At 71.9% G+C, this 12,564-nt stretch carries 12 protein-coding genes; 11 read left to right on the top strand and 1 reads right to left on the bottom strand.

What is annotated here, in order from left to right; genetic code table 11:
• Positions 1 to 81 precede the first annotated feature (81 nt).
• The 4 genes from ABD793_RS29610 to ABD793_RS29595 all read left to right on the top strand — a co-directional run bounded on the left by ABD793_RS29610 (position 82) and on the right by ABD793_RS29595 (position 2,275).
• Positions 82 to 453 (top strand): hypothetical protein, encoded by a 372-nt coding sequence (locus tag ABD793_RS29610; RefSeq protein WP_344865888.1) that lies wholly within the window; start codon positions 82 to 84, stop codon positions 451 to 453.
• Positions 446 to 976: a DUF3558 family protein gene (locus ABD793_RS29605; protein ID WP_344865886.1), complete on the top strand. Its 531-nt coding sequence runs from the start codon at positions 446 to 448 to the stop codon at positions 974 to 976. The genes ABD793_RS29610 and ABD793_RS29605 overlap by 8 nt, the downstream gene beginning before the upstream one ends.
• A gap of 70 nt (positions 977 to 1,046) precedes the next feature.
• On the top strand, positions 1,047 to 1,571 hold the full coding sequence (locus tag ABD793_RS29600) for a PPE domain-containing protein (protein WP_425548794.1): 525 nt from the start codon (positions 1,047 to 1,049) through the stop codon (positions 1,569 to 1,571).
• A complete protein-coding gene (locus ABD793_RS29595; protein WP_344865882.1) occupies positions 1,568 to 2,275 on the top strand; it encodes an ESX secretion-associated protein EspG in 708 nt (235 codons plus the stop codon). Before ABD793_RS29600 ends, ABD793_RS29595 begins: the two co-directional genes overlap by 4 nt.
• On the opposite strand, the gene ABD793_RS29590 is transcribed toward ABD793_RS29595, so the two are convergent.
• Complete coding sequence (locus tag ABD793_RS29590) at positions 2,164 to 3,504, bottom strand: glycosyltransferase 87 family protein (RefSeq protein WP_344865880.1); 1,341 nt, start codon at positions 3,502 to 3,504, stop codon at positions 2,164 to 2,166. The genes ABD793_RS29595 and ABD793_RS29590 overlap by 112 nt on opposite strands.
• A 486-nt stretch (positions 3,505 to 3,990) precedes the next feature.
• Between ABD793_RS29590 and mraZ the strand changes: the two genes are divergently transcribed.
• The 7 genes from mraZ to mraY all read left to right on the top strand — a co-directional run bounded on the left by mraZ (position 3,991) and on the right by mraY (position 12,558).
• Positions 3,991 to 4,422, top strand: coding sequence for a division/cell wall cluster transcriptional repressor MraZ (mraZ, locus tag ABD793_RS29585; protein WP_184776968.1), 432 nt, complete (start codon positions 3,991 to 3,993; stop codon positions 4,420 to 4,422).
• Positions 4,423 to 4,607: 185 nt separating this feature from the next.
• On the top strand, positions 4,608 to 5,558 hold the full coding sequence (gene rsmH, locus ABD793_RS29580; protein WP_344865877.1) for a 16S rRNA (cytosine(1402)-N(4))-methyltransferase RsmH: 951 nt from the start codon (positions 4,608 to 4,610) through the stop codon (positions 5,556 to 5,558).
• On the top strand, positions 5,555 to 6,250 hold the full coding sequence (gene ftsL, locus ABD793_RS29575; protein ID WP_344865875.1) for a cell division protein FtsL: 696 nt from the start codon (positions 5,555 to 5,557) through the stop codon (positions 6,248 to 6,250). Before rsmH ends, ftsL begins: the two co-directional genes overlap by 4 nt.
• On the top strand, positions 6,250 to 8,172 hold the full coding sequence (locus ABD793_RS29570) for a peptidoglycan D,D-transpeptidase FtsI family protein (RefSeq protein ID WP_344865874.1): 1,923 nt from the start codon (positions 6,250 to 6,252) through the stop codon (positions 8,170 to 8,172). Before ftsL ends, ABD793_RS29570 begins: the two co-directional genes overlap by 1 nt.
• A 242-nt stretch (positions 8,173 to 8,414) precedes the next feature.
• A complete protein-coding gene (locus ABD793_RS29565; RefSeq protein WP_344866174.1) occupies positions 8,415 to 9,959 on the top strand; it encodes a UDP-N-acetylmuramoyl-L-alanyl-D-glutamate--2,6-diaminopimelate ligase in 1,545 nt (514 codons plus the stop codon).
• Positions 9,956 to 11,479, top strand: coding sequence for a UDP-N-acetylmuramoyl-tripeptide--D-alanyl-D-alanine ligase (locus ABD793_RS29560; protein WP_344865872.1), 1,524 nt, complete (start codon positions 9,956 to 9,958; stop codon positions 11,477 to 11,479). Before ABD793_RS29565 ends, ABD793_RS29560 begins: the two co-directional genes overlap by 4 nt.
• Positions 11,476 to 12,558 (top strand): phospho-N-acetylmuramoyl-pentapeptide-transferase, encoded by a 1,083-nt coding sequence (mraY, locus tag ABD793_RS29555; protein WP_344865870.1) that lies wholly within the window; start codon positions 11,476 to 11,478, stop codon positions 12,556 to 12,558. Before ABD793_RS29560 ends, mraY begins: the two co-directional genes overlap by 4 nt.
• Positions 12,559 to 12,564: the final 6 nt, after the last annotated feature.

Here is a 12,564-nt window from a genome sequence, read left to right as displayed (position 1 = left end):
TCCGGGGACTCCCGCTGACCGTCCGCGCTGTCGTATGCTCTCGAGCCGAGGTCGCTCGACTACGGAGAGGCGCAACCGCACATGAGCGAGTCCGACACGGCGCCGGTGCCCGGCGTGCCGGGCCTGACCGGTGCCGGTGGCCGGTTCGCCGTCGCGCCGGAGCTGGCCACCGCGACCTACACCCAGCTCGGCGAACTCGCGGACGTGGTCGGCGAGATGGCTCGTGAGGCCGCCGTGCTCGGCCGGTCGGTGCCGCTCGGCGGCGGGTACGCCGGCGAGATCGGCGCCTTCATGGCGAAGTACGGGATCGGCCGCGACGGATCGGCGGCCGACCAGCTGACCGCGTTCGGCCGGGAAATCGCCGCGTTGCGCGAACGCATCGCCGGCTCGCTGCGCAAGTACCGCGATCAGGACGAGGACGCCGCCGACGGAGTGGACTGCGCCGGTGGCTGACCCCGCGCCCGGCCGGAGGCTGCTGCTCGTGCTCCCGCTCGCCGTGCTGCTCGCCGCCTGCGGGCGCGCACCCGCCGCGCAGCGGGCGATGCCCGCGGGCATCGGACCGGAATCCGCGCCCACGTCGTCGGCGTCGCTCGCCGGGCTGGACCCGTGCACGCTGCTGTCCCCGCAGGACCGTTCCACGGCCGGGCTGACCGAGCAGGGCAAGGCCAAGACGATCGGGGAGGCGCGGGCGTGCGACTGGACCGTGCCGTCGATCTACGGCGTGACCGTCACCCTCGACGAGACCAACGGCCTGGCCAATCTCGACGTGTCCGGCGGCGTGCGGACGAAGAAGAAGGTCGGCACGCACGAGGCGCTGCAGGTGTCCGGGCGGGGCGGTGCCTGCGCGGTGCTGGTCGGCGTGCGTGATTCGGCCAGCGTGCAGGTGGACGTGAGCAACGCGAACTTCGCCGACGTCCCGCTCGCCTGTTCGCGTGCCTCGGCCGTGGCCGGCCTGCTCGAACCGAAGCTGCCCTGAACCCCGCGCGAGGAGGAATGCCGTGCCCGAATCCCCGGTCGTCCCGGAGCCGCTGGCCCGCTACGAAGCGATGAGTCACGCCACGCTGGCCGCGCAGGTTTCGGACGGCAACGATCCCGCCGCCGCGGGGTCGGCCGGCGCACGCTGGACCGAGCTTTCCGCGCGGCTGCGGGATTCCATCGGGAATCTGACCGCGCTGTCCACCGGCAGCCAGGACATGTGGCAGGGCGAAACCGGCGACGCGATGCGCGCGGTGCTCGGCAAGGCCTCCTCCTGGCTGGGTGAGACGGCCGCGGTGTCCGCCGTGGTCGGGGAGTCGGTGACCGGACAGGCCGAGATCGCCGCGCGGGCGCGGGCGGAGATGCCGGAGCCGGTCGAGTTCGACCCGGCGACGATGATCCGTTCCGCCGCGGCGAGCGGGGACGTGCTGGATCTCGCCGGGCTGTCGTCCGCCATGGACGCGCGCCGGGAGGAGGCCGAAACCACCCGGCAGAAGGCGATCGACGTACTGCGCACCCGGGACACCGCGCTGCGCGGTCTGGTGCCCCGTGCGGCATTCCCGGCCGCACCGGCACTCGGCACGGGGCCGGCTTGACCCGGCTGTCCGCGTCCGCGTTCGACATCCTGTGGGACGACCTCGGGCTGGGCCGTCCGCCGGTGCCGCTGGCGGTGCGCAGCGTCGGGGAGACCGAGGCCGACCGGGCCGCGATCCGTGCCGAGGTCTACCGCAACCTCGGCGAACGGGGCCTGTTCGACGGCAGGCTCGACGCCACCCTGGAAAACCGGCTGCGCCTGCTGGCCTCCGGTGAGGTCTACCTCTCGTGCGAGGCACTCGCGGACATGACCGACGACGAGCCGTTCCGCGCGGTGTCCGCGCTGCGGGGCCGGGAGGCGGTGCTGGCACTGCAGCCGTCCCGCACGATCGGCCTGCACCGGATCGGCGAGAGCGAACTGGCACAGGCGATCGTGGCCGTGCTGCCGGAACTGAAGCCAGGGCCCGGATATGGCGTGCGGCTGCCCGCGTCCGGCGCCGGGCAGCCACCGTCCGGACGCCAGGGCGAGGAACTGCGCGCGATCCAGGAGCGTCCGGTGTACGCCGCGGGGCAGTTCACCGTCCGGATCCGAAACCGCGACGGCCGGCTGATCCGCACCGGGGGCGTGACCTGGTTCGACACCGACGCGGGCGCCTACTCGGCCGCGCAGTCCCCCGGCGCCGGGGGAGCGGACTGGGTCACCCTCGCCCCGGTCGACGCGGCCCGGCTGGCCGAACGCGTGCTGGCGCTGGTGCCGGCCGACTGACCGCGGCTGCCGCGGCGAGTCCGTCGACCGGCGGTGAGCGCGACGAACTGCCAGCCGAGGAAGCCCAGTGCCAGCACCAGGTAGCTGTTGCCGAGCAGGTGCTCGATCGGTCGCCAGGACAGCTCCCGGAAGTCTTGGCTGGGCATCAGCGAGTGCGGTGCCACGACGAAGACCACGGCGACGGCCAGCAGCCCGGCCACCGCGCGGCGGCTGGTCGCGCGGGCACCGAGCAGGATGACCGCCGGGACGATCCAGACCCAGTGGTGCGACCACGAGATCGGCGAGCACACCAGTACGACGGCTGCGTTGAGCAGGAACGCCATCGGCGGATCCGCCCGGCGGATGGCCACCACCGCGCACAGCAGCGCGGCCAGCGTCACGAGCGCGATCAGGACGAGCGCGGACGTGGCCGGCAAGCCGAACCGGTGGACCGCGCCCTGGATCGTCTGGTTGGTGGCGAAAATCGATCCGCTCATCCCCGAAGCCCCGGTCAGGCCGCCGCCGAACCAGTAGTCCACGGACGCCCGCGGTGCCGCCGCGAACCCGGCCAGCCCGGCGACGGCGAAGGTCGCGACGGCGGTCCCCGCCGCGCGGAAATCCCGCTTCAGCAGGAAGAAGAGGAGAAACCCGGCCGGCGTGATCTTCACCGCGGCGGCGAGACCCAGCAGCACACCACGGGGGAGCCGGGTCTTCGGGCCGAGGCAGTCGAGCACCACGAGTGCCATCAGCACGAGGTTCACCTGCCCGAACCACAGGGTCTGGCGGACCGGTTCGAACGCCAGCGCGACCGCCCCCAGCGACACCGCGGCGAGCACGGCGGTGCGGCGCGTGGCGTGCGGCCTGATCACGACGTACACCGTCGTGCCCAGCGCGGCCAGTGAGATCCCCAGCATCAGCACCGAGGCCACCTGGACGGGCGGAGCCGTGAGCGCCAGGAAGGTCACCGCGGCGAAGGGCGGGTAGATGAACGGCAGCAGCATCCCGCTCCTGGTCGGCGGGAGTGTGCCGTAGACGTTGTGTCCCTGTGCCAGTGCCTGCGCGCCGAACCGGTACACCTCCAGGTCCACCGGCCACATCGTGCAGACCAGGACGGCGACGCCGGCCGTCACCGTCGTGGCGGACACGACCAGCGCGGACACCGCCCAGCGGCGCTCGCCGATGCGGTCGAGCCACCGCCGCGCCACCACGGCCGGTGTCGCCCCGCCTGCCCGTTGCCGTACCCGGATCACCGCGAGATCATCCCGCCGCGGTCTCCCGGCGTCGGCGCAGGGGCGTCCCGGGGCCGGTTCCCTGTCCCCGCTGCGGGCTCCGGGCACTGCCGGACCGGGCCCGTCCACCGCTTGCCCACTGCGTCCCGCACCGGCTCCCCACCGCTCCCCACCGTGGTGCCCCACCCGGCCCCACCACGTTCCCCACCGGCCCCCACCGCCGGGCGGTGCCGGACTGCACGCTGCCGAAATCCGGACGCGCCACCCGCTGTGCGGGTTGCCAGTGACCCCGGCACGGGGGATCTTGGCCACCGTCCCCCACTCACCCCCCACCTGGCTCCACAGCGCTGACCAGCGAAAACGCTGCACTCGACCGAGTGGTGGCGGGGTTTGGCTCGTTGACTGTGGTGAAAAGTGGGGTACGGTGGTGCTCAGTGGGGCAGAAGGGAGCCCCGGGGCCGGAACCGGGTGGTACGCCAGCCGGAACCGGTAGGGAGGTGGAGGCCGATGTTCCTCGGCACCCACACCCCGAAGCTGGACGACAAAGGGCGGCTCGCGCTGCCCGCGAAGTTCCGCGACGCCTTGGCCGGTGGGCTGATGATCACCAAGGGGCAGGACCACTGCCTGTTCGTCTTCCCCCGTGCCGAGTTCGAGCAGATGGCAAGGAAGGTCGCCGAAGCCCCGTTCACGAACGAGGCGGTGCGGGCCTACCAGCGCTACCTGTTCGCCGGAACCGACGAACAACGCCCGGACGGGCAAGGGCGCATCGCAATCGCGTCCGAGCTGCGCAGGTACGCCGGGTTGAACAAGGAATGCGTGGTGATCGGTGCGATCACCCGGCTGGAAATCTGGGACGCCCAGGCGTGGCAGGGCTACCTGGACGAACACGAGGACAGCTACGCACAGGCTCGAGAGGAAGTCCTGCCGGGCGTCTTCTAGGAAGGCGCGCACCTGCGTCGTCGGGGGACGCGGGTACGCCGCCCTCGTGGATGCCGTGAGGCCTCTGTCCGCTCTTTGGCCCTGGCGCACCTTCCCCGGTGCCAGGTCAGCAAGCGGGCGGACAGGGACCTGACGGCATCCACTGCATCTTCCCTCGGCGCGAAGCACGAAAGGGGGGAAGGGCCATGGCAACCGAGCACGTGCCGGTGCTGCTGGATCGCATCGTCGAGCTCTTCACCCCCGCGCTGGCCGAGCGCGACGCCGTGCTCGTCGACGCAACGGTCGGGCTCGGCGGTCACGCCGACGCGCTTCTCGACGCTTTCCCACGGCTGCGGCTGATCGGTCTCGACCGGGATCCCGCCGCGCTGGAGCGCTCCGGCGAGCGGCTCGCGCGACACGGTGCCCGCTTCGACCTCGTGCACACGATCTACGACGGGCTGCCCGACGCGCTCGCCGGACTCGGACTGTCCAAGGTGGACGGCATCCTCTTCGACCTCGGTGTCTCCTCGATGCAGCTGGACCGCACGGAACGCGGGTTCGCCTACGCCCAGGACGCGCCGCTGGACATGCGGATGGACCCGACCACCGGGAGCACCGCGGCGGACGTGCTCAACACCTACCCGCCGGGTGAGCTGATCCGGATCCTGCGCGACTACGGCGAGGAGCGGTTCGCCCAGCGGATCGTGCGCGCGGTCGTGGCGGAGCGGGAGAAGGAGCCCTTCACCCGTAGTGCCCGGCTGGTGGAACTGCTCTACACGGCCGTGCCCGCGGCGAGCAGGCGCACCGGCGGCCATCCGGCCAAGCGCACGTTCCAGGCGTTGCGGATCGAGGTCAACGGCGAGCTGGAGGTACTGCGCCGGGCACTGCCCGCGGCGCTGGGCGCACTCGCCCTCGACGGCCGGATCGTCGTCGAGTCCTACCAGTCGCTGGAGGACCGGCTGGTCAAGCGGGCGCTCACGGAACTGGCGAAATCCCGGACGCCGGAAGGGCTTCCGGTCGAACTGCCCGGACACGGACCGGAGCTGAAACTCCTCACCCGGGGGGCCGAGAAGGCCGGTGCGGGCGAGATCGAACACAACCCGCGGGCCGCCTCGGTGCGGCTGCGGGCAGCACAACGGATCGGAGAGCCGCGATGACCGCACCCACGAAGTCCCGCCGTACCGGCGCGGAGACCCGGCGGCGTGCCCAGGCGGGGACTACGGTCGAACCGGAACCGCAGATCACGACCACGCGGCCGGAGGTCTCGCCGCGCCGGGCCACGCGCGGGCGCACCACCGCCGCGGAACGGGCGTACGCACGCCGTGCGCAGCGTGCCGACCTGCTGCGCCAGCGTGCGCCGAAGCGGCCGGTGGCCGAACCGGAGCCACTGGCAGCGAAGCAGGTCCGCACCCGGCTCAAGCTGCGCTGGCCGCGTTCGCGTGCCTCGTTCGTGCTGGTCATGATGGGCCTGCTGGCCGTCGGCGTGGCGTCCACGCTGTGGCTGACCACACAGGCGATCGCGGATTCCTACCGGCTCGAGCAGCTGCGCACCACCAACGCCGGGCTCGCCGAATCGAAGGACCGGCTCGAACGCGACGTCGCCAAGGCGCAGTCGCCGGCCTCGCTCGCGCCCGCGGCCAAACAGCTCGGCATGGTGCCCGCCGGTGACCCGGCGCGCGTGGTGGTCGGCCAGGACGGCAAGACCCGCGTCGTCGGTGAGCCGCAGAAGGCGCAGTCCGAGACTCCGGACGACGTCACGGCACCCACCGCGCCACCTGCCGGCCCGTCGGAGGGCGGTCTCGAAGGCGACCTGGCCGGCACCCCGGCCGGTACCGGGGCAGGGCAGTGATGGCGGCCGGCGGGCAGCAGCGCCGGGTGCGGGCGGCAGGCAGCGCGCGGCGCACCTACGCCGCGGGCACCCGCCGTGCGGTCGCCAAGCGCGGCAACGGCGGACAGCGCAGCCGGTTCTCCGCGGTGCGCATCCTGCTGGTCGTGCTGATGGTCGTGGCCGGCGTGAAACTGGTGCAGGTGCAGTGGTTCGAGGCGCCCACGCTGTCGGCCGCCGCCGAACGGCAGCGCACGCTCACCATCGACATCCCCGCACAGCGCGGGTCCATTGTGGACCGCAAGGGCGCGAAGCTCGCGTTCAGCGTGGAAACCCGCACGCTGTCGGTGAACCTGCGGGCACTGCACAAGTCGATGGACGAGTACGCGAAGGCCCATCCGGGCACGGACAAGAACTTCGAGACGCAGGTGCGCGAGGCGGCGAAGTACATCGCGCAGAAGGTGCCGAACCTGACCACCGAGCAGGAGCAGCTGAAGCTGCTGCACAAGTCGCAGTCGTTCACCTACCTGGTCGACGACGTCGAGCCGTCGGTGGCCGACGGCATCGTCGAGCAGTTCCCGTGGATCAGCGTGGAGAAGCGCGCCAAGCGCGAGTACCCGGGGGACACGCTGGCCTCGAACATCGTCGGTCTCGCCAACTGGCGGATGGACGATCCCGACGTGTCCAAGCACAACCTGCACGGGGTGGTCGGGCTGGAAGGCTCGCGGGACACCGATCTCGCGGGCACGCCGGGCCGGGAGATCGTGAACACCCAGAACGGCAACAACAACCTGTACCTGCCCGGCACCGAGCACGTGCTGCAGGCCGCGGTCCCCGGCTCGGACGTCGAGCTGACCCTCGACTCCGACCTGCAGTACGAGGTGCAGCGGCAGCTGAGCGACTACGTCGCGCAGTCCAACGCCAAGGGCGGCCAGGCGGTGATCATGGACGCGAAGACCGGCGAGGTCTACGCGCTGGCCGACGACAAGACGTTCAACCCCAACGACCCGTCCACGCTGCAGAGCGATCTGCTCAACGACCGTCCGGTGACCACGCCGTACGAACCGGGTTCGGTGAACAAGGTGGTGACCGCGACCGCGGCGATCGACAGCGGGATCGCCTCGCCGACCTCGACGGTGCAGGTGCCCGGCACGATCAAGATCGCCGACCGCACGGTGCACGACGCGTGGACGCACGGCACCCAGACCTTCACCACCACCGGGGTCTTCGCGAAGTCCTCCAACGTGGGCACGCTGGAGCTGGCCCAGAAGGTCGGCCAGGACCGGTACCTGGACATGCTGAAGAAGTTCGGCATCGGGCAGAAGACCGGGATCGGCCTTCCCGGCGAGAGCCCCGGCTACGTGCCCGCGCGCGACCAGTGGTCCGCGTCCACGTTCGGCAACCTGCCGATCGGCCAGGGCCTGTCGATGACCGTGGTGCAGATGGCCGGGATGTACCAGGCGATCGCGAACGACGGGCTGCGCGTGCAGCCGCGGATCGTGAAGTCGGAGAAGAAACCGGACGGCACCGTGGTGCCCGAGCCTGCGCCCAAGACCGAGCAGGTGGTCAGCCCGCAGACCGCGAAGACGGTGCGCGACATGCTGCGCGCGGTGGTGCAGAACGCCAAGAGCCCGAACGCGGGCACCGCGCCCTCGGCTGCGCTGGAGGGTTACCAGATCTCCGGCAAGACCGGCACCGGCCAGCAGATCGACCCGCGCACCAAGGCCTACAGCGGGAGTCTCGCGAACATCACCTTCGCGGGCATCCTGCCCGCCGACAACCCGCGGTTCGTGGTGGGCATCCGGCTGGACGCACCGGACACCACGCTGCCCGCCGGGCACTCGGCCGGTCCGCTGTTCCATTCGATCGCCTCGTACCTGGCGCAGCGGTACGACATCCCGGTGTCCAACGAACCGTCCCCGGTGGTCCCGCTGGTTCTTCCCTGACCGGTTTCCGCCCGCCGGCGTCGCTTTCCCGCGGCGCAACGTCCACATGGGCTGGTGCCGGGGGCAAAGGCTTTGCGGCGTAACGGCGAGCGCCGGCCCCATAGCACACGCGCGGGGCCGGGGCGCGTTCGCCGTACCGGCTTGGGTCACCCGGATCCGGCCTCGGTAACCTCTCGGACGTGTCCGTGTCCTCGTCCCAGCCCCAGAGCGGGCCGGCCGCCGCGCCGCTGCCGGACAGCCCGGTGAAAGCGGTCGCCGCGCCGCCGCGCCCGGCCCGGATCGAACCGGTTCCGCTGGCCACTCTGCTCGCCCGCGCGGGCGCGCGGCTCATCGCCGATCGCCCGGACGCCGCCGATCTCGCCGTCACCGGCAGCACCTTGCGTGCCCAGCACGTACTGCCCGGCGACCTGTTCGCCGGACTGCCCGGCGCCCGCGCGCACGGTGCCGATTTCAGCGGGCAGGCGATCGCGGCGGGTGCCGCCGCGGTGCTGACCGATCCGGCCGGCGCCGAACGGCCCGCACTGCGCGATCCCGGCGTCCCGGTCCTCGTGCACCCGGACCCGCGCGCCGCGCTCGGCGAGATCGCCGCCTGGATCTACGGCGAGCCGTCGCTGCAGGTGTCCGTGCTGGGCATCACCGGCACGTCCGGCAAGACCACCACCTCCTACCTCGTCGAGTCCGGGCTGCACGCGGCCGGGCTCACCACCGGCCTGATCGGCACCATCGAGACCCGGATCGCGGGCGAGCGGCTGGCCAGCGGGTTCACCACGCCCGAGGCGCCGGATCTGCAGGCGCTGCTCGCGGTGATGCTCGAACACGGCGTCACGCACGTGCCGATGGAGGTCTCCAGCCACGCACTGGCGCTGGGCCGGGTCAACGGCACCCGGTTCGCGGTCGGCGCGTTCACCAACCTCTCCCAGGACCACCTCGACTTCCACCACGACATGGAGGAGTACTTCGCGGCCAAGGCGAAGCTGTTCGACGGGCGGTCCACCACCGAGGTCGTGGTCGTCGACACCGCGTGGGGGCAGGCGCTGCTGACCCCGCAGACGGTGACCGTGTCGATCGAGGCGGGCACCGCGGCCGCCTGGCGCGCCTCGGACATCGCGGCCACCCCGGCCGGCGAGCAGACCTTCACCCTGCACGGCCCGGAGGGCCTCGGCCGGGCCGCGAAGATCCCGCTGCCCGGTACGTTCAACGTGGCCAATGCGGTGCTCGCGGCGGCGATCCTCGGCAGCGCGGGCGTGGCCGTGGACGACATCGTGACCGGCCTCGCCACGGTGGAGGTGCCCGGCCGGATGGAGCGGGTCTACCTCGGGCAGGAGTTCACCGCGGTGGTCGACTATGCGCACAAGCCCGCCGCGGTCGCACAGGGGCTGGACGCACTACGGGCCCGTACCGACGGCCGGATCATCACCGTGCTCGGCTGCGGCGGCGACCGCGACACCGCGAAGCGGCCGATGATGGGCGAAGCCGCGGTACGCCGCAGCGACCTGCTGATCGTGACCGACGACAATCCGCGTTCCGAGGACCCGGACGCGATCCGCGCCGCGATGCTCTCCGGGGCGCGCGGGGTCGGCCCGGCACAGGGCGGCGAGGTGCTGGAGATCGGCGACCGGCGGGAGGCCATCGCGCATGCGGTGCGGCTCGCCGAGCCGGGGGACATCGTTTTCATCGCAGGCAAGGGCCACGAGACCGGCCAGGAGGCACACGGGATCGTGCACCCGTTCTCCGACCGCGACGAACTCGAGGCCGCCATCCGCAAGCGTCTCGAGGTGACCGCGTGATCGAGCTCAGCCTGGCCCGGATCGCCGACGTCGTCGGCGGCCGGTTGCACCGCACCGACGGTTCCGCGGTCGTCACCGGCAGCGTGGAATTCGACACCAGGGAGATCGGCGAGGGCGGGCTGTTCCTCGCGCTGCCGGGGGAACGGGTCGACGGGCACGACTTCGCCGCGCGGGCGGTCGAGGCCGGTGCGGTCGGCGTGCTCGCCGCGCGCGAGGTCGACGCACCGGCGATCATCGTGCCGCCGCTGCCCGGCGGGCAGGCACACGAGCGGTCCGTGGCGCTGGCAGGCGACACCGACGGATCCGGCGCCGCGGTGCTCGCCGCACTGGCGAAGCTGGCCCGGCACGTGGTGGACACGCTGGCCGCGGACGGGCTGACCGTCGTCGGGGTCACCGGTTCGTCCGGCAAGACCTCGACCAAGGACGTCATCGCCCAGCTGCTCGAGCCGATGGGGCCGACGGTTGCGCCGCCGGGATCGTTCAACAGCGAGCTCGGCCACCCGTGGACCGCGCTGCGGGCCGGCCGGGACACGAAGTACCTCGTGCTGGAGCTGTCCGCGCGCGGGCCGGGCCACATCGCCGAGCTGGCCGCGATCGCACCGCCGCGGATCGGTGCGGTGCTCAACGTCGGCAGTGCGCACGTCGGCGAATTCGGCTCGCGCGAGGGTATCGCGAAGACCAAGGGCGAGCTGGTGGAAGCACTGCCGCCGGACGGTCTCGCGGTGCTCAACCTGGACGACCCGCTGGTGGCCGCCATGGCGAGCCGGACCCGGGCCAGGATCACCGGCGTGGGGGAGAGCGAACACGCCACCGTCCGGGCCGTCGGCATCACCCTCGATGCCGAGGCGCGCGCGTCCTTCCGGCTGGTCACTCCGGCCGGCGAAGCCCCGGTCACGCTGCCGCTGCACGGTGAGCACCACGTCGGCAATGCGCTGTCCGCGGCGGCTGTCGCGCTCGATCTGGGCGCGACGCCGGAGCAGATCGCGCAGCGGCTCTCCGCGCTGCAGCGGCGTTCCGCCCGCCGGATGGAGGTCACCACCAGGGCAGACGGCGTCACCGTGCTCAACGACGCGTTCAACGCCAACCCCGAATCGGTGCGTGCCGGGCTCAAGGCGCTCGCGTCGATGAGCCGCCCGGCGGGCCGGCGGGCCTGGGCGGTGCTCGGCGTGATGGGCGAGCTGGGCGAGGAGACGGTGACCGCGCACGACGAGATCGGACGGCTCGTGGTGCGGCTGGGCATCGAGAAGCTCGTGGTGGTCGGCGACGAGGCCGCGGCCCTGCACCGGGGCGCGGCCCAGGAAGGGTCCTGGGGCGAGGAATCGGTGCTGGTACCCGATGCCGACGCCGCGGTCGCCCTGCTGCAGGATCAACTTCGTCCCGGGGACGCGGTGCTGGTCAAGGCGTCCAAGGTGGCCCGTCTCTGGCGGGTGGCCGAGGCACTGCTCGCCGGTGCCGGGAACCCCGGTCCCGAGACGCCTTCCACCCCCTCCTCCGAACCCTCGAACGGTGGTCACGCGTGATCAACATCCTGATCGCGGCCGCGGCGGGTCTGCTCGTCTCCATCCTCCTCACGCCCTATCTGATCCGGGTCTTCTCCCGGCAGGGTTTCGGACAGGAGATCCGCGAAGAAGGCCCGCAGGGGCACAAGTCGAAGCGCGGGACCCCGACCATGGGCGGCGTGGCGATCATCATCGCGATGGTCGTCGGCTACTTCGCGGCACACCTGATCACCTGGCTCGGCAACTCCCGGTCCGCGGCACCCTCGGCGTCCGGCCTGCTGGTGCTGCTGCTCGCGGTCGGCCTCGGCGTGGTCGGCTTCCTCGACGACTTCATCAAGATCCGCAAGCAGCGCAACCTCGGACTGAACAAGACCGCCAAGCTGGTCGGCCAGCTGGTGATCACCATCCTGTTCGCGGTGCTGTCGCTGCAGTTCGCCGACGAGCAAGGGCTCACCCCCGCGTCGGAGAGCCTCTCCTACGTCCGCGATCTGTCGCTGATCACGTTCCCGTCGATCGTGTTCGTGATCTTCTGCTACGTGGTGATCTCCGGCTGGTCGAACGCGGTGAACTTCACCGACGGGCTGGACGGTCTCGCCGCGGGCGCGTCCTCGATGGTGCTGGCCACCTACGTGGTCATCTCGTTCTGGCAGGCCCGGCTCGCCTGCTCGGCCCAGCCGCTGCCCGCCTGCTACGACGTGCGCGATCCGCTGGACCTCGCGGTGGTCGCGGCCGCGGCGACCGGGGCCTGTGTCGGGTTCCTGTGGTGGAACGCGGCACCCGCCAAGATCTTCATGGGCGACACCGGATCGCTCGCACTCGGCGGTCTCGTCGCCGGGCTGTCCATCACCACCCGCACCGAACTGCTCGCGATCGTCATCGGCGGCCTGTTCATGGTCGAGATGATCTCGGTGGTCGCGCAGATCGCGGTGTTCCGCACGACCCGGCGAAGGCTGTTCCGGATGGCCCCGTTCCACCACCACTTCGAACTCGCCGGGTGGGCGGAAACCACGGTGATCATCCGGTTCTGGCTGCTGTCGGCGATCTGCTGCATGTTCGGGCTCGGGCTGTTCTACAGCGAGCAGCTCGGCGTCGGGAACTGACCGCGG

The sequence above is a fragment of the Amycolatopsis ultiminotia genome (assembly GCF_039536925.1).
Lineage (GTDB): Bacteria > Actinomycetota > Actinomycetes > Mycobacteriales > Pseudonocardiaceae > Amycolatopsis > Amycolatopsis ultiminotia.
The sequence above is the reverse complement of the archived record's forward strand: the minus strand, read 5'-3'. Positions and strand labels throughout refer to the sequence as shown.